Annotated in this window: 27 protein-coding genes; 23 read left to right on the top strand and 4 right to left on the bottom strand. The window is 49.5% G+C overall.

Features of this window, described 5'->3' with window-relative positions; translation table 11 throughout:
• Window positions 1–623: 623 nt before the first annotated feature.
• The 18 genes from chrB (at window position 624) to AC3WTJ_RS36270 (ending at window position 17,000) form a co-directional block, all read left to right on the top strand.
• On the top strand, window positions 624–1,208 hold the full coding sequence (gene chrB / locus AC3WTJ_RS36185; protein ID WP_492526458.1) for a chromate efflux transporter ChrB: 585 nt from the start codon (window positions 624–626) through the stop codon (window positions 1,206–1,208).
• Window positions 1,205–1,738: a chromate efflux transporter ChrA gene (gene chrA, locus AC3WTJ_RS36190; RefSeq protein WP_492526460.1), complete on the top strand. Its 534-nt coding sequence runs from the start codon at window positions 1,205–1,207 to the stop codon at window positions 1,736–1,738. The genes chrB and chrA overlap by 4 nt, the downstream gene beginning before the upstream one ends.
• Before the next feature lie 278 nt (window positions 1,739–2,016).
• A complete protein-coding gene (locus AC3WTJ_RS36195) occupies window positions 2,017–2,235 on the top strand; it encodes an ATP-binding cassette domain-containing protein (RefSeq protein ID WP_492526462.1) in 219 nt (72 codons plus the stop codon).
• Between the two features lie 234 nt (window positions 2,236–2,469).
• Entirely contained in the window at window positions 2,470–2,679 is a 210-nt protein-coding gene (locus AC3WTJ_RS36200; RefSeq protein ID WP_492526464.1) for a hypothetical protein, read from the top strand.
• On the top strand, window positions 2,676–2,873 hold the full coding sequence (locus AC3WTJ_RS36205) for a hypothetical protein (RefSeq protein ID WP_492526466.1): 198 nt from the start codon (window positions 2,676–2,678) through the stop codon (window positions 2,871–2,873). Before AC3WTJ_RS36200 ends, AC3WTJ_RS36205 begins: the two co-directional genes overlap by 4 nt.
• A 101-nt stretch (window positions 2,874–2,974) precedes the next feature.
• Window positions 2,975–3,460 (top strand): nucleoside deaminase, encoded by a 486-nt coding sequence (locus tag AC3WTJ_RS36210; RefSeq protein WP_492526468.1) that lies wholly within the window; start codon window positions 2,975–2,977, stop codon window positions 3,458–3,460.
• Between the two features lie 214 nt (window positions 3,461–3,674).
• Entirely contained in the window at window positions 3,675–5,138 is a 1,464-nt protein-coding gene (pucL, locus tag AC3WTJ_RS36215; RefSeq protein WP_492526470.1) for a factor-independent urate hydroxylase, read from the top strand.
• Window positions 5,135–5,491: a hydroxyisourate hydrolase gene (gene uraH / locus AC3WTJ_RS36220; RefSeq protein WP_492526472.1), complete on the top strand. Its 357-nt coding sequence runs from the start codon at window positions 5,135–5,137 to the stop codon at window positions 5,489–5,491. Before pucL ends, uraH begins: the two co-directional genes overlap by 4 nt.
• Before the next feature lie 47 nt (window positions 5,492–5,538).
• Window positions 5,539–6,936: an allantoinase gene (locus AC3WTJ_RS36225; protein ID WP_492526474.1), complete on the top strand. Its 1,398-nt coding sequence runs from the start codon at window positions 5,539–5,541 to the stop codon at window positions 6,934–6,936.
• The gene (locus tag AC3WTJ_RS36230; protein WP_492526476.1) at window positions 6,929–8,230 is read left to right on the top strand and encodes a M20 family metallo-hydrolase; all 1,302 of its coding nucleotides are present in this window, start codon (window positions 6,929–6,931) and stop codon (window positions 8,228–8,230) included. The genes AC3WTJ_RS36225 and AC3WTJ_RS36230 overlap by 8 nt, the downstream gene beginning before the upstream one ends.
• Window positions 8,217–9,461: a pyridoxal-phosphate-dependent aminotransferase family protein gene (locus AC3WTJ_RS36235; RefSeq protein WP_492526478.1), complete on the top strand. Its 1,245-nt coding sequence runs from the start codon at window positions 8,217–8,219 to the stop codon at window positions 9,459–9,461. Before AC3WTJ_RS36230 ends, AC3WTJ_RS36235 begins: the two co-directional genes overlap by 14 nt.
• Complete coding sequence (ggt, locus tag AC3WTJ_RS36240) at window positions 9,455–11,050, top strand: gamma-glutamyltransferase (RefSeq protein WP_492526480.1); 1,596 nt, start codon at window positions 9,455–9,457, stop codon at window positions 11,048–11,050. The genes AC3WTJ_RS36235 and ggt overlap by 7 nt, the downstream gene beginning before the upstream one ends.
• Window positions 11,051–11,086: 36 nt before the next feature.
• Window positions 11,087–12,094 (top strand): XdhC family protein, encoded by a 1,008-nt coding sequence (locus AC3WTJ_RS36245; protein WP_492526482.1) that lies wholly within the window; start codon window positions 11,087–11,089, stop codon window positions 12,092–12,094.
• On the top strand, window positions 12,088–12,738 hold the full coding sequence (locus tag AC3WTJ_RS36250) for a nucleotidyltransferase family protein (RefSeq protein WP_492526563.1): 651 nt from the start codon (window positions 12,088–12,090) through the stop codon (window positions 12,736–12,738). Before AC3WTJ_RS36245 ends, AC3WTJ_RS36250 begins: the two co-directional genes overlap by 7 nt.
• A 181-nt stretch (window positions 12,739–12,919) precedes the next feature.
• Window positions 12,920–13,903 carry an FAD binding domain-containing protein gene (locus tag AC3WTJ_RS36255; protein WP_492526484.1) on the top strand — a complete coding sequence of 328 codons (984 nt, stop codon included), beginning with the start codon at window positions 12,920–12,922 and terminating at the stop codon, window positions 13,901–13,903.
• On the top strand, window positions 13,887–16,184 hold the full coding sequence (pucD, locus tag AC3WTJ_RS36260) for a xanthine dehydrogenase subunit D (RefSeq protein ID WP_492526486.1): 2,298 nt from the start codon (window positions 13,887–13,889) through the stop codon (window positions 16,182–16,184). The genes AC3WTJ_RS36255 and pucD overlap by 17 nt, the downstream gene beginning before the upstream one ends.
• The gene (locus AC3WTJ_RS36265) at window positions 16,177–16,662 is read left to right on the top strand and encodes a (2Fe-2S)-binding protein (protein WP_492526488.1); all 486 of its coding nucleotides are present in this window, start codon (window positions 16,177–16,179) and stop codon (window positions 16,660–16,662) included. The genes pucD and AC3WTJ_RS36265 overlap by 8 nt, the downstream gene beginning before the upstream one ends.
• Window positions 16,632–17,000 carry a hypothetical protein gene (locus tag AC3WTJ_RS36270; protein ID WP_492526490.1) on the top strand — a complete coding sequence of 123 codons (369 nt, stop codon included), beginning with the start codon at window positions 16,632–16,634 and terminating at the stop codon, window positions 16,998–17,000. Before AC3WTJ_RS36265 ends, AC3WTJ_RS36270 begins: the two co-directional genes overlap by 31 nt.
• 104 nt (window positions 17,001–17,104) lie before the next feature.
• Here the strand turns inward: AC3WTJ_RS36270 and AC3WTJ_RS36275 are convergent, their stop codons facing one another.
• The 3 genes from AC3WTJ_RS36275 to AC3WTJ_RS36285 form a co-directional block, all read right to left on the bottom strand.
• Window positions 17,105–17,431: a hypothetical protein gene (locus tag AC3WTJ_RS36275; RefSeq protein ID WP_492526492.1), complete on the bottom strand. Its 327-nt coding sequence runs from the start codon at window positions 17,429–17,431 to the stop codon at window positions 17,105–17,107.
• 61 nt (window positions 17,432–17,492) lie between these two features.
• On the bottom strand, window positions 17,493–17,654 hold the full coding sequence (gene sda / locus AC3WTJ_RS36280; RefSeq protein WP_492526565.1) for a sporulation histidine kinase inhibitor Sda: 162 nt from the start codon (window positions 17,652–17,654) through the stop codon (window positions 17,493–17,495).
• 257 nt (window positions 17,655–17,911) lie between these two features.
• Window positions 17,912–18,097 carry a hypothetical protein gene (locus AC3WTJ_RS36285; protein ID WP_492526494.1) on the bottom strand — a complete coding sequence of 62 codons (186 nt, stop codon included), beginning with the start codon at window positions 18,095–18,097 and terminating at the stop codon, window positions 17,912–17,914.
• A 73-nt stretch (window positions 18,098–18,170) separates the two neighbouring features.
• Between AC3WTJ_RS36285 and AC3WTJ_RS36290 the strand changes: the two genes are divergently transcribed.
• The 5 genes from AC3WTJ_RS36290 to AC3WTJ_RS36310 all read left to right on the top strand — a co-directional run bounded on the left by AC3WTJ_RS36290 (window position 18,171) and on the right by AC3WTJ_RS36310 (window position 22,714).
• On the top strand, window positions 18,171–20,501 hold the full coding sequence (locus AC3WTJ_RS36290) for a sensor histidine kinase (protein WP_492526496.1): 2,331 nt from the start codon (window positions 18,171–18,173) through the stop codon (window positions 20,499–20,501).
• 49 nt (window positions 20,502–20,550) lie between these two features.
• On the top strand, window positions 20,551–21,474 hold the full coding sequence (locus tag AC3WTJ_RS36295) for a polyprenyl synthetase family protein (protein ID WP_492526498.1): 924 nt from the start codon (window positions 20,551–20,553) through the stop codon (window positions 21,472–21,474).
• A 29-nt stretch (window positions 21,475–21,503) separates the two neighbouring features.
• On the top strand, window positions 21,504–21,797 hold the full coding sequence (locus tag AC3WTJ_RS36300) for a pectinesterase family protein (RefSeq protein ID WP_492526500.1): 294 nt from the start codon (window positions 21,504–21,506) through the stop codon (window positions 21,795–21,797).
• A 34-nt stretch (window positions 21,798–21,831) separates the two neighbouring features.
• A complete protein-coding gene (locus tag AC3WTJ_RS36305; protein ID WP_492526502.1) occupies window positions 21,832–21,975 on the top strand; it encodes a hypothetical protein in 144 nt (47 codons plus the stop codon).
• A 466-nt stretch (window positions 21,976–22,441) separates the two neighbouring features.
• Window positions 22,442–22,714, top strand: coding sequence for a Fur family transcriptional regulator (locus AC3WTJ_RS36310; RefSeq protein WP_492526504.1), 273 nt, complete (start codon window positions 22,442–22,444; stop codon window positions 22,712–22,714).
• Window positions 22,715–22,809: 95 nt separating this feature from the next.
• On the opposite strand, the gene AC3WTJ_RS36315 is transcribed toward AC3WTJ_RS36310, so the two are convergent.
• Window positions 22,810–23,901 carry a stalk domain-containing protein gene (locus AC3WTJ_RS36315; protein ID WP_492526506.1) on the bottom strand — a complete coding sequence of 364 codons (1,092 nt, stop codon included), beginning with the start codon at window positions 23,899–23,901 and terminating at the stop codon, window positions 22,810–22,812.
• Window positions 23,902–23,925: the final 24 nt, after the last annotated feature.

Here is a 23,925-nt window from a genome sequence, read left to right on the forward strand (position 1 = left end):
GACCGTTAAGCCCTCCAGCGTCGATGGTACTTGAACCGCAGGGTTCTGGGAGAGTAGAACGTTGCCAAGCACAATGAGAAACCTTACAAGGAGAAATCCTCGTAAGGTTTTTTTGTTTATTGTGTACTGCCATTACCGTGGGGGCTCTTACATAACGATGAGGAGGGCAATTTACCTGCACTTTTTGCAGTAAAGTTGGATGAATGAAAGGCATAAAAGCACATCTTTGCCTCGGTATGTTGTATTAAATACAACATAACAGATACTTTTCCGCTACGAAATAACTTCCCGTTGTATAAAATACAACCATTTCACCGAAATATGCGAAAAAGGGACTCGCAACTCAAAGAATGTTGCACTATGTACAACGAAGAGGCAATCTCTCGCTATTTTGCATGATTTAAATGCATAAAATACAACATAGGCGACGCAGGAGTCCCCCCTGGTGAGTTGAACGTCCAAAGAAACCAAACATTGTTTGTCATTTTACAAAAGTGCGGATAGAATCAGATAAATCATTTAAACTTAGATTACAATAAGGCAAAGTTTACTTTGATGCCTGCTTGCAGATTTATGTATATATATAGATGCTGAAGTTGCAACAAGAGATAGGAGTGATGCGTGTGGGAAATACATATGTTCAGATTGGAATGGCGATGCTGCGTACGGGGATTCTGGGATATGGTGGTGGACCGTCGATAGTCCCGTTAATCCGGTATGAGGCAGTGACGCGTTTTCAATGGATGAAAGATGAGGAGTTCATGGAGGTATTAGCCATAGCAAATACGCTGCCTGGGCCCATTGCAACGAAGCTGGCCGGGTATCTGGGCTACCGCCTTAAAGGAACAGCTGGAGCGGCAGTTGGGGTTCTTGCGCATATTGTGCCTACCTGTGTGGCGATGGTGGGGTTATATTCATTTATTCAATTTTTTAGTACGTCGCATGTGATCAAAGGGATGATAGCTGCTGTTGTGCCGATTGTAGCGGTGATGCTGGGTGTCATGGCGTATGAGTTTGGGGAGAAAGCCATCAAGGGATTGGGCTGGGTGGCAGGCATTACTTTTTTCGTGATCTCTTTCTTGCTGCTGCAGACATTTTCTGTGCATCCGGCGATTGTCATTTTTCTCTTCCTCCTATATGGCGCCTTCCATCATAAGCTCAAGGATAAGTGGAAGAAGAGACAACTGGGGACTGGTGAGGACGCATGATGGAATGGTGGCATTTATTCGTTAGTTTTTTTCTGGCCAATGTGTTTGGATACGGAGGTGGACCTTCTTCGATCCCATTGATGTATCAGGAGATTGTCACGAACCATGACTGGATGACCAGCAGCGACTTCTCTAACATGCTGGCGCTGGGGAACGCCCTGCCTGGGCCGATCGCGACGAAAATTGCCGCTTATGTCGGGTTTCAGCTTGGCGGATGGATCGGGGTTTTGGTGGCTGTAGCGGCAACAGTAGTTCCGTCGATTATCGCACTTATCATTTTATTGAATATCCTGCAGAAATATAAGCAATCTCCTGTGATAAAAGGAATGACGCTGCTTGTGCAGCCCGTAATTGCAATCATGATGGTGCTGGTTACATGGAGCAGCCTGGTGGAGTCTACAAAGGCAATTGGATATCTTCAGTTTATTGGCATCGCGGCAGTCGCATTTTATCTCATTCAAAAGAGAAAGATTCATCCTGCTTTTGTCATTGTGGCCGGCTTTGTATATGGCGGCATCTTTCTTTCTTAGAGAGCGATTAGCTAAGGAGCAGTTACAAAACGTCTGTAGAGACGCTTTGTGGCTGCTCCTTTTTGCGTTCGCGCTATGTTAGTTGACGCTATTTTTGGCGATTAGCACAAAGTAAGAGGTGTTTTTCGTGAGCATCGCTAATAAGATGTGATGTTAATTGACGTATATTTCAACTGAACAGTATAGTGGAAAAAATGGATAGAAGTATGTAGCCGCAGCAGATCCTTCCTGGGGAGATGCTGTTTTGAGCATAAGCGGTTATAAGAGGAGGGGCGCGATTGAAGAAAGAGGAGCAGTACTCCGTTGAGATGATCCGGATTGTGAAGCAATTTGGCTCAGTGATCGCGAACGATGAGGTGAATTTTCAGGCAAAAGCAGGAGAAATTCATGCGCTGCTCGGGGAAAATGGCGCCGGCAAAAGCACGATGATGTGCATGCTCTCCGGGGTATATCGCCCCACTCATGGTGAGATCCGCCTGAATTATGACAACACATAAGCTGAAAGAAGTGATGTTCGCTTCCGATCATATTTCCGTGATGCGCAAAGGAAAAATGATTGCAACGATGGCGAAATCTTAGACGAGCGAACGTGATTTGGCGCAGCTGATGGTCGGACAAGAGAGCGTAAATGCCCGAACCGTTGTGAGGGAGAAGCCCTTGGGCAACCCTATGCTGGTGGTTAACGGTTTGAATGTAGGCATTGGTCGCAGAAGCTTGTTGAGCTTTTTGATGTGAAGACGCCGGGAATCGATGCGCATGTGCACCACTTGTCGGGTGGCAATCAACAGAAGCTGCTCCTCGCCAGGGAAGTGGACCTCGATCCGAAGCTGATGGTAGCGGTACATCCAACGCAAGGGCTCGATGTAGGTGCAACAGCTGGCGTACACGATCTGTTAGAGTTCTGCTGCTTGTTTACACGCCGACATGGAATGAAGGCATGACGTCAGGGCGCGGCTGGATTGCCGTGGCGCTCATTATTTTTGCCAGGTGGAATCCGATTCGGGCCTTGGTGTGTGCGTATTTCTTTGGGGTTTTGGATATTCTGGGTTTCCGCGTACAGCTGATTGGAAGTCATATTCCTTCTTATTTTCTGAAAATGATTCCCTATCTCGTCACTATTCTCGTTCTTATGTAGTTAGGCTGGCGTAACCGCAATAGGCCTTCGGGCGCGCCGGAAGCGCTTGGCGTTCCCTATATAAGGGAGCAAAGATTTTAGACGAACATGGAGGGTAACCGATGAATGGACCAGAGAATCACTTGTTTTATTTAAAAAGATGCGTTGAACTCTCTGTCTTAGCTAGAAAATCCGGCAATACGCCATTTGGTGCGCTGCTGGTAGGGCCGACGGGTGAGGTTCTTTTGGAGCAAGGCAATATAGAGATAACTGAGTCCAACTGTACGGGGCATGCTGAAACCACACTGATGGAAGCGGCCTCGAAAAAATACAGCAAAGCCGAGCTATGGACATGCACGCTGTACACATCTGCTGAGCCTTGCGCCATGTGCGCGGGGTCTATTTATTGGGGCAACGTGGGGCGCGTTGTTTATGGCATTTCGGAGACGCGTCTGGCTGAATTGACTGGGGTGGATGAACAGAATCCGACGCTGGATTTGCCGTGTCGGGTCGTTTTTGCTCGGGGCAGCAAACAGATACAGGTTATCGGCCCGGTTGCAGAGATTGAGGCGGAGGCTGTTGCGGCGCATGCCGGTTATTGGGGGTGAGAATCGCGTTGCAGAAGCCCAAAAATGAAAGCCGCTAGGGAGAATTCCTTGTCCCAAGCGGCTTTTTTTGTAATTTCACAAAAAAAGTTACTGATGTTATGAAACTTTACAAACTTCTTTCATATAAATTGACCCATGGGGATGGCGCATTTACAATGAAACAAATCTTGATCAAGAATGGTTAACATTTACATCGTTGGAGAGGTGATGGGGAGTGGCGCTAACGCTTCAGGAAGTGAATGAACTGACACAGAAAGGGTTCGTCGAGACCTTCGGCCCTTTGTATGAACACTCCCCTTGGGTGGCGGAGCGGGCGTGGAGTTCACGGCCCTTCGCAACAAGGCAGGATCTGATCAGCAGTCTGGAAAAGGAAGTATGGCGCGCGGATCGGGAAGAGCAGTTGGCTCTGCTGCGAGCTCATCCCGACTTGGGAACTCGTGTTCGCATGACGAACCACTCCGTAAATGAGCAGGCTGGAGCTGGCCTGAACCAGTTATCACCGGAAGAATACGAGCAGTTTCTTCAGCTTAACAAGCAGTATACGGAGGCTTTTCAGTTTCCGTTCATCATGGCCGTCAAGGGTCAGACCAAGGAAACGATTCGCGAAGCGCTGAGCCATCGCATTCATCGAGAGGTGCAGGAGGAAATGGGCAAGGCTTTACAGGAGGTTTGCAAAATCGGGCGGTTTCGCCTAGAGGCAGTGCTAGTAGACGAATCGGAGGGGAAACCGATGAAGAACGGATCTGAGAGAATCATGTACTACGGCAAAGGCGATGTATGGGTATACAGGTCCTACGCAAAACCGCTAACCAATCTGACGTTAATCCCTGAATCGGGTTTTGTGGGACGAGACAATGTGCTTTTTGGGATGAATATTAAGGTGGCGGTTAGTGGGGAGAAGTTTTTCACTTCTTTTACAGAGGGGGATAATACGCTGGTCGTAGCCACGGATTCCATGAAAAATTTCATCTTGCGCAAAGCTGGAGAATACGAAGGTGCAACGGCGGAAGGTTTTCTCGCCTTCGCAAGCCGCAAGCTGCTAGAGACATATCCTCAGATGACCGGTGTGAAAATGACGGCCGACCAGGTTGCTTTTGATGCGCTGCCGGTACCGGGAGCCAAAGGCTTCGAGAATGGGAATCTGGTCTACCGGTATTCACAAAATGAGCATCCGACAGCCAAAGTAGAGCTTACAAGGACGGAAGAGGGCATCGCGATTCAGGAGCATGAAGGCGGTATGGCTGATCTGAAGCTGATCAAGGTGAAGGGCAGTTCATTCGCAGGTTTTGTACGAGATGAGTATACAACACTACCAGAATCCTATGACCGCCCGCTATTTATTTTCCTGGATATTGCTTGGAGCTATGAGGAAGTGGAGGATGCGCTGGATTCGGATCTGGGCCGTTATGTGGCTGCTGAGCAAATTCGCGACATCGCACATACGGTTTTTCATGAACAACACTCGCCATCGATTCAAAATCTCATCTACCGCATCGGACAGCGCGCATTACTAAGGTTCCCACAGTTAAAAGAGATTCGGTTCGAATCGAATAACCGTACGTGGGAAACGATTCTGGAACAAGCCACGGCAGGTGAAGGAAAGGTGTTCACAGAGCCTAGACCGCCGTATGGTTTTCAAGGCTTTTCGATGTCAAAACGTGATCTGGAGGGCCTATGAGCGCTGGATTAACAACGCACGTTCTGGACATTAGCCAAGGTAAACCAGCACAAGCTGTACAGATAGAGTTGTACCGTCTTCAAGAGGGAAGGGCTGAGCTTCTACGAAGCGAAATCACGAATGCCGATGGCCGATTGCAGGGGCCGATGCTGAGTGGGGAAGATTTTGTACCCGGAACCTATGAGTTAGTTTTCCATGTCGGAGATTACTTCAGAGAGACGGGAGTGCATCTAACCGATCCTCCTTTTCTGGATCAAGTGCCCATCCGTTTCGGCGTTGCCGCAGCAGATAGTCATTATCATGTCCCGCTTTTGATTGCACCGTGGGGATATAACACATATAGAGGAAGCTAGCGTTTGGAAAAATTGCGGCTATATCTACGTCCGAGGGAGGATTTCGCATGGATGATCAACAGTATGACCTCGTGATTCGCAAAGGTACCGCGGTGCTCATGGATGACGTGCGGCAGGTAGACATCGGTATTCTAGGCGGCAAAATTGCTGCGTTAAGCGAAAACCTCAACTATTCGGAGCAGACGCCTGTTTATGAGGCGGAGCACTTGCATATTCTGCCCGGCATGATCGATGCACATGTTCATTTTAACGAACCGGCGCTTGGTCATTGGGAGGGGTTCGCGACAGGCTCGGCAGCTCTTGCAGCAGGAGGGTGCACGACATTTATCGATATGCCGCTTAATGGCGTACCTCCAACGGTAAGGCTTAGCGCTCTGGAACAAAAGCTGGCAGCGGCCAAAGGACACTCCGTGGTCGATTATGCCCTGTGGGGAGGATTGGTTCCCGGCAATATCGGGAACCTGCAGGAGCTGGCGGAAGCCGGCGTCATTGGCTTCAAGGCCTTCATGTCCTGTCCCGGAGGAGAAGGGGACGATATATTCGCTGAGGTGGACGACAAAACCCTCTATAGAGGCATGCAGGAAATTGCCCGCTTGGGGTTGGTGCTCGCTCTTCATGCTGAAAGCGAAGAAATCGTATCCAAGCGGGCCGCCAAGGCTCTAGCGGAAGGCAGACAAGGAGCGCTCGACTACGTTGAGACGAGGCCGATCGCAGCAGAGCTGGAAGCGGTGAACCGCGCGCTGTGCTACGCAGAGCAGACGGGCTGCCGGCTGCACTTCGTGCATATTTCCAGCGCGGAAGGTGTTCAGGCCATCACGGAGGCGAAGGCCAAAGGGCTGGACGTCACGGTGGAAACGTGCCCGCATTATTTGGCACTGACCAGCGCCGATCTGGCGCAGCTGGGTCCGGTCGCGAAGTGCGCGCCACCGCTGCGCACGGCGGAAGATCAAGACCGGCTGTGGGCGGAGCTGATGGCCGGGCGGCTTGATATTCTCGCTTCCGACCATTCCCCGTGCCCAACATCCATGAAGCAGGGGGATTTCTTCGAAGCGTGGGGCGGCATCTCCGGGGCGCAGAGCTCCATGGAGCTGATGTTGGATGAGGGGCATCTTCGCAGAAATGTGCCTCTGCCTGAGCTGTCGAGGATGCTTTCGCTTGAGCCTGCCAAGCGTTTTGGACTATATCCTCGCAAGGGGGTTATTGCCGTCGGAGCGGATGCCGACTTCGCATTGGTTGATCTGAGCAGGGGGTATACCCTGCAGGCGGATGATTTGCTTTACCGCCACAAGCATAGTCCTTATGTGGGGCGGACGTTTGGATGCCGTGTGCAGGCGACCTTTTGCCGTGGAAGCAAGGTGTATGAGCTTGGAGAAGGAGTTACGGAGACGGCTGATGGCGCATGGTTACGCCCCGCAGTGATCGTTGGAGGTGAGGTCGGTGGCTAAAAGGGTACCGAATTCACTTGATACGCTGTCCCAATTCGGAGAGCGGATGCTTGAGGAGTTGGAGGAGCTTTCCTCGTATGGGGCTAATGCCGAAGGAGGGGTCACCCGACTGCTGTATACGGATCCATGGCTGCAGGCACAACGAGCGATTGTTAGCAAAATGCAGCAGTTGGGGTTGGAGGCCGGATTCGATGCGGTTGGCAATGTATTTGGAAAATTGCCGGGCAGTCAGCCGGACGCGAAGCCGTTACTAACAGGTTCACATATCGATACGGTCAAAAACGGCGGGAAGTACGATGGCGCTTACGGTGTCGTCGCCTCGATGATGGCACTCGGATATTTAAAAGCAGCTTACGGGACACCAAAGCGGACATTAGAAACTGTCTCGTTCTGTGAAGAAGAAGGAAGCCGCTTCCCCTTGGCCTACTGGGGCTCAGGACATGTCACTGGAACAAGAACCTTGCGTCTTGCTTCTGAAATTGCAGATAGCGATGGCATAACATTGCTTGAAGCAATGCAGGAAGCCGGCTTTGATGTCACAGATGCCACAGCAAGCGGGCAGCAGTATCCAGCAAAACGCGAATCCATCGGCGGATACATGGAGATTCATATTGAGCAAGGTTCTATTTTAGCCTATAAAAAGAAACAAATTGGGATTGTAACGGCCATCGTTGGCCAAATCCGACTAACTGTGCAGGTAACAGGCAGCTCTAATCATGCGGGAACAACACCGATGAAGATGCGCAAGGATGCGCTCGCCGGAGCGGCAGAAATGGTGGCAATAACGGAGCAGATGGCTCTTGAGGCTGGAGAGCCGCTTGTTGCTACGGTGGGACGTTTGGAAGTGAAGCGGGGAACCTCGAATGTGGTGCCGGGCGAAGTGGAGTTTACATTGGATATTCGGCATACTGACGAGCCGGAGATGCGTACATTTTGTGTAAGGTTGCTAACAAAGCTCGAAGAGATCGCGATGCGAAGAGGGCTTACTATAGAAACGGTTGAAAATTTACATGCTCCACCGGTCGCGATGCAGGAAAGCATGGCGAACGAAATTGAAGCTGCCTGTGAAGCCGGCGGATTTCTGCATATGCGGCTGCCCAGCGGCGCAGGACATGATGCTCAGCTGTTCGGACCGATCTGTCCGTCAGCGATGATTTTCGTACCGAGTGTTGGCGGCATAAGTCACAGTCCGGAGGAATTTACGGAAGCGGATGATCTGATCGCCGGATTCCACACACTGGTTCACGTGTTGTACCAATATGGCTATGGGGGGAAAGCAGATGAAATACTATAAGGATTTGTCGCCCTCACTGAGAACCATTATGACCCCCGGACCTGTAGAGGTCGACCCACGGGTGCTGCGTGCGATGTCGTATCCAATTCTGGGGCAGTTCGATCCGGAATTTACAGACTTAATGAATGAAACGATGGAAATGCTTCGCGATGTGTTTCAAACGAGCAATCAATGGGCCTTTCCAGTAGATGGCACCTCGCGTTCCGGTATTGAAGCCGTGCTGGTAAGTGTTATTGAGCCAGGGGACAAGGTGCTTGTTCCTATTTATGGACGTTTCGGTCATCTGCTTGTAGAAATTGCTGAACGCTGCGGTGCAGAGGTTCTCATGTTGGAGCGGGAGTGGGGGGCTGTGTTCGACACACAGGAGATCATAGACGCCATCCACCGGGAAAAACCGAACATCGTTGCGATGGTTCACGGCGAAACGTCAACAGGCTGCATCCAACCGCTTGATGGCATCGGCCCGGCTTGCCGGGAAGTGGATGCGCTGCTAGTCGTGGATGCGGTAGCCACAATCGGTGGTGTCCCGGTTCGAACGGATGCTTGGCAGCTCGATGCTGTCATCGGCGGGACGCAGAAATGCTTGTCCGTCCCATCCGGCATGTCGCCGATCACCTATAATGATCGAGTCGAGGCCAAGGTGCTGCGGCGTAAAACGATCGAACGGGGGCTGCGTGACCAAGGGGCGGCCGTCTCCAGTTTGAAGCCGGTGGCGAGTAACTATTTTGATTTGGGTATGCTGCAGGACTACTGGAGCCCGAAGCGGCTCAATCATCACACGGAAGCGACATCCATGCTTTATGCTTTGCGCGAAGGGCTGCGATTAGTCCTTCAGGAGGGACTGGAGGAACGCTATCTTCGTCATAAGCGTCATGAAGCAGCGCTGGTCGCAGGCCTGCAGGCCATGGGGCTTACGCTGTATGGGAACCCGACCTGCAAGCTGCCGGTCGTCACCTGCATCCGCATTCCGGATGGGATTGACGGGGAGTCCGTACGCTCGATGCTGCTGAATACGTTCGGAATCGAAATTGCCAGCTCTTTCGGGCCGCTGAAAGGTCAAATTTGGCGAATCGGCACGATGGGCTTTAGTTGTAATCAAAAGAACGTACTCCACGTTCTTGGCGCTCTGGAAGCTGTTCTTCTCTGGCACAGAGCAGAAGTGAATGTCGGTGCAGCACTGCAAGCGGCTCTCAATCAATATGCTTGTAAGGAGGAGGAACAGCCATGTTAAACATCATGCCGCGAGCGGAGCGTGCCATGGTTGCTACGCCTCATTATTTGGCAAGCAGCGTGGGCAGCGCGATTTTGCAGCAGGGAGGCAATGCTTTCGACAGTGCGATAGCGATTAGCGCGACGCTCGGTGTTGTGTATCCGCACATGACGGGCATTGGCGGAGATGCTTTCTTCCTGATTTACGATGCAGCGACAGGCACCTATACAGGCTTCAACGGAAGCGGGAAGTCTGCGGCGCTGGCGAGTCCTGATTTTTACGAGGCTAAAGGTTTGCAAGCGATTCCGCAGAGAGGGATTCTGAGCGCGATTACGGTGCCGGGCATGGTCGATGCGTGGTGGCAAGTGTGGGAGAAATACGGCAAACTGCCTTGGGAGAGGCTGTTGGAACCCGCAATTGCTTACGCGGAGAAGGGGTTTCCGATTTCACGTAATTTACGCTACTGGCTGAAGAAGGATGAAGCATTCATTCGGGCTTCTGAACAGCTTAGTGCGCTATATATGACTGGCGGCGAGCTTTTGAAGGAAGGGGACCGACTGGTTCAGAAAGAGATGGCTGAAACGCTGCGCCAGATTGGTCGGGATGGCCGGGATGCTTTTTACAATGGCGCCGTCATGAAGGCGGTTGTGGAAAGTGTGCAACAGGACGGCGGATTGCTGCAGGAAGAAGATTTTACGAGTTATGCCGGGGAATGGGTGCAACCTCTCTCTACTACGTACCGTGGCTATGAGATTTATCAAATGCCGCCGAACTCGCAAGGATTCACAGCGCTAATGATGATGAATATGTTGGAAAATATAGAGGTAAGTGCGGTTCCCAGAGCATCAGCCAACTTTTATCATATCATGTCGGAAATTATTAAGAAGGCGTTTAAAGACCGTGATCTGTATTTAACGGATCCGCACTTTCGGGAAATTCCGCTGGAGCATCTGCTGTCCAAGGCTTATGCCAAGGAGCTCTGGCAGGCCATACAGGATGAGCCGTTTAAAGCAAGTGAGCATTTCTCTCCGGCTATCGGCCAAGATACGGCTTATGCGGCTGTCGTTGACGAAGCGGGCAATTCCGTGTCCTTTATACAAAGCCTCTATTTCGACTTCGGCGCTGCCTATGTGCCGGGGGATACGGGGATGATTATGCAAAATCGGGGCTCCTTTTTCTCGCTGGACCCTGCTTGCGCGAACGTGTTGGAGCCGAAAAAAAGGTCGTTCCATACGTTAATGCCGGCTATTGTCAGCAAAGAAGGTAAGCCGTACATGTTATATGGCACCCAAGGCGGGGAAGGTCAACCGCAAACGCAGCTTTCCATTCTCACCGGCGTACTGGACTATGGACTATCCATTCAAGAAGCGATAGCACTTCCCCGTTGGGTCTACGGACGTACATGGGGGGAAGACGGAGATGCGTTGAAACTTGAGCATCGCCTGGATGATGAAGTCTATGCCCGTCTCAAAAAATGGGGGCATCGGGTAGAACCGGTGAAGGCATGGGACGGCATCATGGGGCAAGCACAAGGGATTGTTATTGATGAGAGGGGCTTCATGAGCGGAGCTGCCGATCCGCGAGGCGACGGTTTAGCAATCGGCTGGTAAGACGAGGGTGCCATAAAAAGCGAGGTGAACTGAGTAATGGAAGCCTACGACATTTTACAAGCGGTAGAGGATTGTGCGCAGTCAGCTGTGCTGGCGACGGTCATTTACGTGGAAGGGCATGCTTACCGAAAGCAAGGAGCCATGATGCTGCTGCTCTCGGATGGAAGCTTGTACGGGAGCATCTCCCCGGGTTGCTTGGAAGCCGATCTATCCGGATATGTCCCCCTCGTCGAGGCATCACAGAAGCCGCAAATGGTGGAATATGACATGCGGCCTGCCGATGATTTCGGCTGGGGTGAAACGATCGGGTGCGGCGGATTAATTCGCATTCTGCTGGAGCCGGTCACGGGTGAACTGCTGGTTCACCTCCTGGCGGCCAAAGCGGCTGTGGACCGCGGGGAAGTGATAAGGTTAACGCGCTCGTTTGCTGAGGGGTATTCCGATATACAGTATTATTTGAGTGGTGTAGATAAGGAGGCGTCATATTCTTCTTCCTCTGATTGCCAATCGTTGTCCAATGCGTATGTCTACACGTTCAAGCCTAAGCCCAGAGTCATCGTGTTTGGCGCTAATCAAGATGCTATTCCGCTCGCAGGGCTGGCCATAAGCAGCGGATTTCGCGTAGTGATCGCGGATTGGCGCGACGCCTACTGCACGCAAGAACGTTTTCCCGGTGCGGAGACAACTGTTGCTTTTCCAGGAGAGCTGGTTAAAAAGCTAAGATTGACCGCTGACGACTATGTCGTTGTGATGAGTCACCAGTTTGATAAAGATGCTGAATTCGTGCGGGCAGTTCTGAAATCGCCACTGCACTACCTCGGCATTATGGGATCACGTTCAAGATCCGAGAGACTGCTGGACGGTACGGAGCGACCGGAATGGGTGCATTATCCCGTTGGATTGAACATTGGCTCGGAGGGACCTATCGAAAATGCCATTAGCATCATAGCGGAATTAATTAGTATAAAGCGTGATGTACGCGCAAATGAAGAATGGAGCTCCTCCGTCAGATCGGGAGATATCGAAGGGTGCCGCCCATGGTGAGCGTTAGGAAGCGAAAGGTCGTTGGCGTTTATCTGGCAGCCGGCAGCTCCAGGCGAATGGGGACATCGAAGATGTCCTTAGAACTGGCGAGAGGCGTTCCGCTAGGCGGAGTTGCTCTCCAGCAAGCGCTGGGCTCGGAGCTAAGCAGTGTGGTTGTTGTCGTGCGAGAAGGTGACTTCTTGGATTGGCTGCCGGCAGCTGCTTTAGCACAAATACGGCTGGGGAGCTGCCATATTGCGGTCTGTCCAGATGCAGCGAGCGGGATGGCGCACTCGCTGTGTACCGGGATTCAGGCGGCTAAGGAGCTGGGTGCAGAAGGAGTCATGATTTTGCTGGCAGATCAGCCGTTCATTGATGAGGCGATGTTGAATAAACTTGCGCAGACGTTCAATGAGCATACAGGGGAGGACTATATCGCCAGCGGAGATCAAGGTCAGCCGAAACCTCCGCTGATTATGGGCCCGAGCATGTGGCAAGCCGCTGCTTCGCTCAAAGGGGATGTCGGAGCGCGTTCCCTGTTCCGCTCGCCATTGTACCGGGGGCATATCCTTGAGGGGACCGAGTTGCTATTCATGGACATAGACACAGCAGACCGATATGAAGAGGCGAAAAAACTATTTGCCAACCACTTCATGTCAATTTAAATAACATATTTGAAGCGAAAAGTGCATTATTACTAATGATGCGCTATTTTTTTATACAAAAATACAAAATAATGTTAAGTTAGTTGACTCCGTTTTTGCAAATTGTTTATAGTTGATCTAATTTAACTACGGATAATTTATGGAAAACGGCGGTTCAGAATACGCTGAGGAGGTTTTGTTCATGTCAGTTCCTTTGTACCAGCTGCCGGAGCAGCAGCCATCGGTATGGCAGCCGACGAGCGTAGAGGAAGCCATGCAATTAAAACATCAATGGGGAGACAATTCAGTGTTAATCTCGGGCGGCACATGGCTTCGCACACGCTGGGAGAATGGCTTATCGCCGACCCCGCAGCACTTGATCAGTTTAGGGCGTATTCCCGCTCTTTCGGGTTTAACCATTGACACACAAGGTCATGTTCATATAGGTCCAGCCTGTTGTTTATCTGATTTGATGGACAATGAGTTGATGAGGCAGCGCTGCGGACTCTTGGTGCAAGCTTGTTCCGAAATTGCAGCACCTTCTGTCCGTAATTTAGCTTCGATCGGAGGCAATGTGATAACCCGCACGGGAGATCTCATTCCGGTTCTCCTTGTCATGGATGCCCAAGTGGGGTGGTCGGATGGGCAGAGAGAGCGCATGCTGCCGCTAAAGGAGTGGTTGGAAAGCAAGCTTTTTACCTCGGATGAAATGATGACCAAGATTGTGGTGCGAGCTTCTGGGCAGGTTGCTGCGAAACAGACTGAGGCAGAGCAGCAGACTAACGTGGAGCCGAACAAGGTAGAACAACTCGAACAAGACGCTTCCCGGACCTATGAGTTTTATTTGAAAGTAGGCCGAAGAGAGGCTTTTACCCCATCTGTCGTAACGGTTGCAGGCAGTTTAAGGATGAAGGCGGACGGAACCATTGCCGCAATCGCTTTAAGCGCAGGCGGAGGAAGCGCTGTTCCAGCGAGGTTCACCGAGCTTGAGGACGCGGTCACCGGTAAGCTTTTATCCAAGGAGGTCCTGCAAACGTTGCATAAGGGAGTGTCTGAAGAATTCGAGGCTGTAGCGGATGATTACGCAGGTGTTGCTTACCGCAAGATAACGGCGGCGAATCTGATCGTTTCCGAGTGCTACAAAGCTTGGCGAAAAGGGGGCGGAGCCTATGCTCCTAGGTCGTGATACGTATGCTAAAAAGTGGATCATTCGTCCCGATGGTGAAGAGAAGGTCACCGGGAAGCTCCAATACCTGACGGATTTAACGGCACCGGGGATGCTGCATGGAAAAGTGCTGAGAAGCAAGTACCCGCATGCGTGGATATTATCCATAGATACCAGCAAAGCCAAAGCGGCAGCGGGTGTTCGCGCCGTTATTACAGCGGAGAATGTGCCGGGCATGAATTTGTTCGGCATTGCCTTCCCGCATCAGCCTGTCCTCTGCCACGAGCGTGTCCGTTATATCGGTGATGCCGTGGCGGCTGTAGCAGCGGATACAGAGGAGATCGCGGAGTATGCGCTTAGTTTAATCGAAGTTGTCTATGAGCCTCTGCCGGTTGTAGACGATCCGGAAACGGCGTTGGACGAAGGAACTGTGCGCCTTCATCCGGATGGCAATTTGCTGCATCGAACCAGCCTGAAGCAAGGTGAGGCGGAATCTGCTTTCGCACAGTGTGCGCATATCGTAGAGGAGACTTACTACACTCCGAGGCAAATGCACACCTACATGGAAACGGAGGGCGGCCTTTTTATTCCGGAAAAAGATGGCCGACTGACAGTGTACTCGCCAACGCAGCATGGTTATAAAGACCGAATGCAGCTAGCCCGGATTCTCGCCATGGAAGAAGAGCAGATTCGCGTAGTATCCAGTCCCATCGGCGGATCGTTCGGCGGGAAGGATGAGCTGAATGTGCAGCCATTCGGTGCCCTGCTTGCGCTTACAACAGGCGCTCCCATCAAGATGCATAATTCCCGCAGGGAGTCGGTCATTGCCGGGATCAAAAGGCATCCGATGCGGATCACAATGAAGACCGGTACAGATGCAAATGGACATCTTATCGCGCATCAAGTCAGCATTCTTGCGGATACAGGCGCTTACGCAACGTTGGGCTGTGAAGTGCTGAACTTTGCCACTGAACATGCAATAGGGCCGTATACGATTCCTCATATTAATGTAAAAGGAACTAGTGTTTATACGAATAATGGCGTATCCGGGGAGTTTCGGGGCTTTGGCGGCAATCAGGTGATTTTTGCCGTGGAGAGTCAGATCGAGCGGCTCGCTGAGAAGCTCGGGATGGACGCTTGGGAGCTGCGCAGGCTGAACCTGCGCGCTCCGAGCGATCCCGGGCCGATGGGCCAAGAGATCGTGCCGACCGAAGGCGCCAGCCAAGTATGGCACAAGGCGCAGGAGTCTCCGCTCTGGGCGAAGCGGGGCCAGCCGCAGGCGAGCGGCGACCTGGAGCCATGGCTGCGCCGTGGCGTCGGCGCTTCGATGGTGATGCACGGCGCCGGGCTCGGCCTCGGCATCCCGGATCACTCCGGCGGACGCATCGAGCTCACGCCGGAGGGAAAGATCCAGGCCTCCTTCGGCTTCGAGGAGTTCGGGCAAGGGCTTTACGCAGCGCTCACGCTGATGCTGCAGGATTGCTTCGGCTGCGCCGCCGGTGACATCCGTATCGTCATCGGTGATACCGACCGCGTGCCGAGCAGCGGCTCGAGCACGGCGTCCCGCGCCACGACGATGATGTGGCGCGCCCTGCAGCGGCTGAAGCCGCCGTTCGTGCAAGCGCTGCTGGAGCAAGCGGCTGAGCTTGGCGGCTTCGCGCCGGAGGAGCTGACAACCGGCGTAGGCGGGATCCATCGCAAGGGCGATGGGGAGGTTGAGCCGGTTGTGACGTATGCGCAGCTGGCGGCGGCTGCCTTATCAGCAGCTAAGCCGATCTTGGCGCAGACGGCTTTTGACTACCCGACGACACCGGCGGGGCAGGTCGGAGCGCATTATTTGTACTCCTACGCAGCCGCCATCGTGGAGGTAGAGGTGAACATGCTGACAGGGCGGGTGAGAGTGGTTGCGACGGACCACGTGATTGCAGCTGGTCCTGTCATTAATCCGATGGGCTTCCTCGGTCAAATCGAGGGAGGCAGCGTAATGGCTTTAGGCTTCACATTAACGGAGGACGCTCCTATGCAGGAGAGCTCCTATGTGAGGCATAATTTGGACACGTATCTGATTCCGACTTTTCGAGATAGTCCGCAAATCATTCGTGTAGAAGCGATTGAAGAATTACCCGAGGGCGATACGTTCGGCCCGCGCGGGGTAGGCGAAATCGGCAGCGTCGGATTGGCGCCGGCGATTACGGCGGCGGTTCGGCAAGCTACCGGCATTTGGGTGAACCGGCTTCCGATTTCGCCGGAAGACATCGTGCAGTCCATCGACTGGTTAGAAGGGGTGGAGGCCATTGATTAATACAACGTATGTGCTGGAATGCTCCATTAACGGGAAAGAGATCGCGATTCCGGTTCCTGCTTCCAAGCGGTTGTCAGATATTTTAAGAGACGACTTGCGCCTGACCGGTACCAAAGTTTCTTGTGAGATTGGACGATGCGGCGCCTGCATGGTGCTGCTTGATGGAAAGCCTGTAAATGCGTGTCTGCTAATGGCTTATCAAGCCGCAGGCAAGCAGGTAACGACCATTGAGGGGATATCCGGAGGGGAAACGCTGCATCCTGTTCAACAAGCGATGTTAGAGGAAGGAGGGCTGCAGTGCGGGTATTGTACCGCCGGGATGGTTGTGACGTTAACGGCCTTGTGGGCCAAAAATCCCGCCCCGACAAGGGCTGAGGCCGAGCAAGCGCTGTGCGGCAATTTATGCCGCTGCACGGGTTATGAAGGTATTTTCAGAGCGGTAGAACGATGTGGTTTGTCGGTAAAAAGAGAGGGGTAGAAGCTCAAGATTGGTGCATTCATCGGGGCGTCGTCTCGCTCTCGCTGCGTAAATTTGTATGGATTTGCTTGGGTGAACCAGGTTTGCTAACGAAAGAAGGACCAAGTCAAGCCTTCATGCTTAAGCAGCGGAACTACGCGTATGAGGAAGCGGATGATACTTTCATCCGCTTCCAGAATCGGCTGATCGAACAGGACCGCGAAATGGTTAAAAATCAGAAGCCGGAGCTGCATTTGAACACGGTTTGGCTGAGTATTGCTTATAGCAAGCTGTTTCGCGAGTTGGGTGTTTCGGTGGGGATGGAAATTTGTACAATAGAATACAAAACAACTCCATGAGGGAGTGTCTCCCTTACATGGAGTTGCTATTGTCAATAATTAATGCTTCACCGGAGCTCCTAGAACCATTGCTACCTTTGGGGCCAACTGCTTTTTGCTATGCTCTATTCTTCTTGTAAAGACTTAAATCTTTTTCTATCACTTACAACTTGGTTTTCCAGAGCTTTTGTATACTCTTGATATTTTGCTGAAGATTCTATTTTTTCTTTGCTCGTTTCAGTTAACTCATTGCTAGAGTTGGGACCCGAAACTAAGATAGATCCATCTGGTTGGGCATAGGCTGCCATTATATAGTAGTGACCAACTTTAAATAATTCATCATCTTCATGCAAAACTATTGATTTTTTATCTTCACTTATTCCACCTGCTTTTAATATATCAAACTTATTATTTTTCTTTATTTTCGTATGATATGAGATTGAAGCAAACATGGAGAAAAATAGCGCCTGAGGTAGGTCTCCCTTTCGGGAGATTTTTTGTTTCCGTAGTAGCTCATTTATTCATATCGTTAATTTTGTTGTCAGAAATATCCTTGTCCGTGTGGTTTGACAGCCCTTTAATAAGGATTTCCCGCCTTATCAGTTCATTCAGGAGCATGTCTATGAATTCTTGCTCAAGCTGCAAGTTTATCGCCTCCAAGTAGGCATTAATCAGGCGATGACTTTTTTACTGGCGAGCTCGATATGGAAGGGCTCATAGGTACAATCATTTCAAATGATGGACCCGTTTTTGTTTTGAATATATTCCATAAGTGTACTAATTAACATATTATTTGTTATACTGATTCACGTCGCAAGAGTAGTAGACTGGCATGACCAACTTTTCGTAAGAAGAAATGCAAAAAAGATCGTATAACAGCCAAAAGCTGGTTATACAATCCTTTTTGTTTTTGGTAAAATAAGACAACGGGATTAGAACCAGTTGCAGATTGGTTCGGTTTGTTTTTTCTCTCTTGTTGTAAAGGTTTTCATGATCGCTGACGATTCCTCTCTAGAAAGGGCACCAGCACCTGCTAGAGGGTTTGATACTGGGTTTAATTCAAGATTTTTAAGCATGTGAACAACGTCGTGCAGCTTAGAGGCTAATTGGATAGTCATTGTGTAGAAAGACTCCCTTCAACAATTTTTTAACTACTATTTGATTATATCAAATGTTTGGAGGACGTGTAGTATGGATACTAGAAAAACGTATTTATTTAGTTTTTTTGTCGCAATATTTGCATTCTTGCAAATTTGGTGTTCTTATATAACGTTTCATTCGCCATATATCGGAATCATGGTAGCCTTGAATAAGGCAGATCAATGGGAGGTAACGGAGGCTCATTCGCAGAGTGCAAGCGCTAAATTAGGGATTAGAGTAGGAGATGTTGTAAAGCTTGTTGATGGAAAACCCCCTGAGGATTCTAAGTATGTGGTCAAATGGGGCGCTATTGAACAAGCAAGCACATTGCTTATATCCAGAGTTGGAATTGATCATGATTTTAAAATAGTAAAAAATAGTACGACTCTCTATGACGTAATTCCCTTAGCAGAAGAATCTATCTGTATATTTTTAGCCTGTATCCTCTTATTGAAATTGCGCCGTTCTCCATCTGCCAGGTTGCTTTCCGTTGTTTTTGTGGCGATGGGGTTAATTTATATGAGTTTAGGTGCCTCGATTAGAGGTGATCTGCTTGGAAAGATTGTAATATCTTCTTTTATGATGATACTGCCGGTTGTCTTCTTGCATTTTATAGTGACTTTTTTTAAGGAAAAAGGAGAATTACAATTTGCTACGGGGTATATCAAATATATTTATGCCATTTTAGTAGTGATAGCGATGCTGCGAGGGTTTTACTTAATGCCATCAATGACTCAGTTTTATCGGTTGGATGGCATTGTAACGTTAGTTTTTTTCATTATAGGCTTTTTAATTAATATCTGTGTAATTGCTTACATGTATTTTAAAGTTCGTAATGATAAAACGTACTTATCCAGCATAGTAAAAAGTGTCTGTTTTTCTTTGTTCATTTCTATATTTCCTATCATTTGTCTGTCTTTTCTTCCTAAACTTTTTCTTGGCATTTGGGTTATTGATGCGATTTATACGAGTTGGACGATCATCTTGTTCCCGATTTCATTTATTTACTTAATAGCTTCCAATCAGCTTTATGATATTGGCATGGTGATTCGTCGGTTTATCTTTGCTGGTCTTGTATCGGTCATTCCGGTCAGTTTGTTCACTGGTATCTACGCTTTCCTGTTTAGCCACGAGGTGAACGAAAAGCAAATCCTGTTTGTTTTCGCTGGTTCGATATTCCTGGGATCGTTTCTACTCTATGCAGCTGAGTACGGGACGACGCGTCTGGAGCCTTTTCTTTTCCCGAAGAAGCATGTCCTGCAGTTAGCTTTAAAAAAGATATCGAAAAATTTGGGAGCCATCTCTACACTGCGAGAGTTGAAGGATATTATTCTGATAGACATTGTGAATACCTTGCAGGTTCTTGGGGGCGCCATCGTATTTCGCCATGAAAATGAAAAAATAGAAATTATTACGCAAGGTGAAATTGATGCTTTGGAAATTGAACGTTTGATCCTTGAGGCATCCTTACCTAACCATCCTGATTTTACAAGTATAGAGATAACGGGGCACGGGGCATTTACGGGATATTTGGTGATGACACGCAAGAAGACCAATATGCTCATTTCAAAAGAGGAGAAGCAGTGGCTCCAGTTTATTACGACGTATTTGGAAATTAGTCTGGAAAACGTACACTTGATACGCAAGTTAACGGGGAATTTGCAAAAGTTTGCCGCACAGCTTCCGCATGAGGCGGTCGCGCAGGACATCCAGTGGTTTCGTAAGGTGATGTTTGAGCTGCAAGAAGAGGAACGGATTCGCATCGCAAACGATTTGCATGATACAACCATGCAGGATTTATTCTTCCTGAAAAGAAGAATTTCCTCCATCGCGGATAAAAGCACCTTGGAAAAGTCCGATCAAGAACAACTTAACAACATGAACAATTTTGTGGATATGATTAATGCGAGTTTGCGCCAGAGCTGCTTTGAGTTGAACCCGCATTTACTGAGGGAAGTAGGACTGATTCAAACGCTTCAAATGTATGTAGAGAAGGAAGCCTATACAACGCCGTTCGAGCTTTCTATTGACATAGGCTCAGTAGCTTATATAGAAAGCAAAGATTTGCCGACAAAACGCCATCTATTCCGAATTGTGCAAGAGCTTCTGAATAACGCAAAAAAGCATTCGCAAGCGGCAAGAGTCATGTTTACTGTAGAGGAAGCGGATCACTATTTTTATATCTATTATGAGGATGACGGTGTAGGGTTCAATGTTCAAAATGAAGGCGTGCAAAAGGAGATCGGAGCTTCCGGCATGGGGATTGAACAAATCAGAAGCCGAATTATTCATATGGGCGGTCAAATGGTCTTGAACACGATAAAAGGGCAAGGCACGTCATTTAGAATGTGGATTCCTATTGAGGAAGTTATTTCTGCCTAAAGGAGTCCGGCCGTTAACACGAAAGAGATAAAAGCGAGGTGAATGGAGCATGAAGCAAAATGTGAAAGAACATATGGTTCGCTTGGTGGACGACTATATTGAGGTGAAGGACTTAAACGACCTTTTGAAGTCTTTCATTGCAGATAAAGAAAAAGAGAATGGGGCTTGGGCTAAGGTCACACTTTGCACGCACTATATGTTGGGTGGGGATTCACCTCATATTGACCGTTACGCGGCACTCGCGGAGTTGGCCAATTTAATCTTGGACGTTGTGGATGATTTGCAGGATCAGGATCAAGAGGACAAACCTTGGATGAAATGCTCGCAAGCGGAGGCATTGAATGCGGTTCTGGCGTTGATCATGGGATTCTTCGGTGAATTGGGGCAGTTGCAGATCAAACCGGAATGGCTGGCCGAGGTAACGAAGATCGTTGGACGCTCGATCAACGGGCAGCACAAAGACGTAGTGAATGCAGCCGTGTCGGTGGATGATTATCTGGTGATGACGCAGGAGAAGTCAGGCTCTCTTTTTCGTTTAGCTTGTTTTATGGGATATATGACGGTAGATTCCCCGCGGGAGACAATCGAGCAGCTTCATGAACTGTCAGATTGCTTCGGTCTCATTCATCAGATTCAGAATGATATGCGCGATATCGTCCGATATGATGTGAAAAATGATTTGTACGGTAAGAAGCGTACGCTTCCTATTTTGTATTTGCTCTCCGTCGAGGATGAGGCGTTTACTCCATTGAAGGAGTACTATGAAGGGGCAATTTCGTCGGATGTTCTTCTACAAGAGAAGGAAACGTTTATTCAAATGATCAAGGACTCCGGATGCCTGGAGTATGGACAGGTTGTGCAGTCGGTGTGTGTTCAGAAAGCGGAGGAAATCTATGAGAAGCTGCAAGGAGTTTCCCCTTGGAAGGAAAGGTTCCGGGAAGTGACGTATGGCAGTTTTGTCGTGGAAGAGTAAGCATAATCGATCAGGAAGGGCGATAAAGGATGATTATAGTAGCCGCAGATGGAACCGCCGATTATATCCGTATTCAGGAAGCAATCGACAGCCTTGCCGAGGAGAGGGCGGAAGAAACGGTCATTTATGTGAGAAGCGGCGTATATGAAGAAAAGCTGCATATCACGAAGCCGTACATCAGACTGATTGGGGAGTCGGCAGAGACGACGATGATCACGAACGGTGATTATGCGAAAAAATTTTTTCCTAATGGCGAGCCGTACCACACCTTTCATTCCTATACGGTCTTAATTGGTGCGGATGTTAGGGAGCGGGTGGAATAGTCTAAGCAGCTTACGGAGCAGGAGGCGGAGGAGCTTGACGTTGACCGCATTCTTGCGGGGCGGGATGGATGGAGTCCACGAGCGGCCTGGGCTGATCGGCGTGATGGATGATGAGACACGCTTCTCGGAAATTGAGGGAGGCATGGCAGAGATGGGCCTTTTGCTACTTGCAGGCTGATTCAGGAATAGATGTGGGAGCCGATAGCTTCAATCGCGTGTGCGGTTGGGGATCGGTTTTTTTGGTTGCGCTCGGATACTCGGATTGAGGACATTGGACCGAAAACGGTGACTCGGAACGAACAGATGGAAAAACTAACGCTATTCTGCGCTGCTCAGTGGTGGGGGAGAAAATAGCGGTAGAAGCTCCATCTAAATCATGAGTAATTAGACGAAACCTGCTAGATCTGGCGGAATTAGTGGTAGAAACTGCAGTTATTTGGGTAATAGAGGAGTATTCACTGAAATTAGCAGGAGGAATCGGAGTTAATTATGAAAAGTGAGTCCATGAGATCATTGACAATCGTTATCATTTAAAATAAAATAAATATTATATTATAATTATTATAAATAATAAGTTATTCTCCAATAAGAGCGCACCCAAGCGCCTTAAAAATAGATCATAAATCGCAGAGGAGGTTTCCACAATGGCAAAACACGATCTGAATCAAGCGCTGCAGCGCATGCGCGCCAAAAACATTCCCTTAACTCCGCAGCGTTACGCGCTGTTGGAATTTATGTACGACCAAGGTAGTTACACAACGGTCAAAGAGATTTGTGAAGCATTAGCCGTCAAATATCCGACGATCAATGCGATGACGGTGAACAGCTCTCTGCATGTGTTCAAACAGCTGGGTTTGGTGAAGGAGCTGGCCATAATCGGAAGCTCCATGCGGTATGAAGCCGCGTTAAGCTCATAAGCATGAGCGCATGCTAACCGGCTGCTACAAAGAAAGCGCCCCAACGCTACGAAGAAGCTCTCTCACAGCTTCGCGTAGTTGATGGGGCGCTTTTGCTATTCTCCCTTAAAAGCAGACAACGGAATCGGAAATTCCAGAATACCCAGCGCATAAGGGGCGTACTCATAAAGCCCGAAATAGACGACGACGGTGTCATCTTTTAGATAAAATCCCTGATCGTTACGAATAGATTCGAACGGTTCAATAAGTTCATAATCGTTCGCTTTTAATTGTTTTTTAATTTCTTGATTGATAATAGTCTTATAGGTCGTGTTATTCGATGTCACCTGCTGAAGAGTCAGCTCATTTCCCGTATCCAGATCGAACGTATGGGCATCCCAGGAATAGAACCCGTGCGCACCGCCTGAGAAAGTGTAAACGATAAAATACAGACTTAGCTTATGGTCCTGATTATAAGTAATTTGATAATTGACATCGAACGTATTCGGAAAATCCGGTTCAGTCCCGTTGCTATCCTCGGTAAGATCGGCTAATTGTTGGATGGCCGCGGCTCTATATTTAGCAATCTCATTTTGAATGAATGTGTTAATTTTCGTGCTTGCAGCGGAATTGGCCCAGCCTTCGATCTGAGGATACTGCAAGCTAATGCTGCGGTTATCGGTCTTCGTTTGCGTCTCGGACTTGTTCGTCAGTTTAAGCTCGTTTTCTTTGACTTTAGAAATACTCACGACCCGGTTCTCATCATTGTAACCGATCTTGTAGCCCATTTGCTCCAGCAGCAAACGAAGCGGCAAATAGGTTGTTCCATCGATAATGACGGGAGGTAGAGACGCGAAGAAGGTGTGACCATTTAACGCGTATTGCGTGCTTTGGTTTTGCATGCTCATTGTCTTATTAGGGCCGCTGACGGTGACGGTTTTGGTCGTTGCATCCCAGGAAGTCGTCAAGCCCAGTTCCTTGCTAAGAAAAGCGAGGCCGACATAGGTGTCGCCATCCTTCGATTTTCCGCCAGGCACACTAAGCAGTTGATCCCCGATCTGAATATTAATCGTTGCGAGTTGTACGCTGAAATCCACGCTGTCGGATTGGGCATACACACTTGCCTGCTGCGGGAGAAGAGCAGAGCTTGCAGCGACTAGCAGGGCTGTAGCCAATGCGATTTTTGCTGAGAACATCTTCTTTTTCATTTGAACTCTCTCCTTTTTGAAGTC

Source organism: Paenibacillus sp. FW101-FHT12H11 (assembly GCF_058790355.1).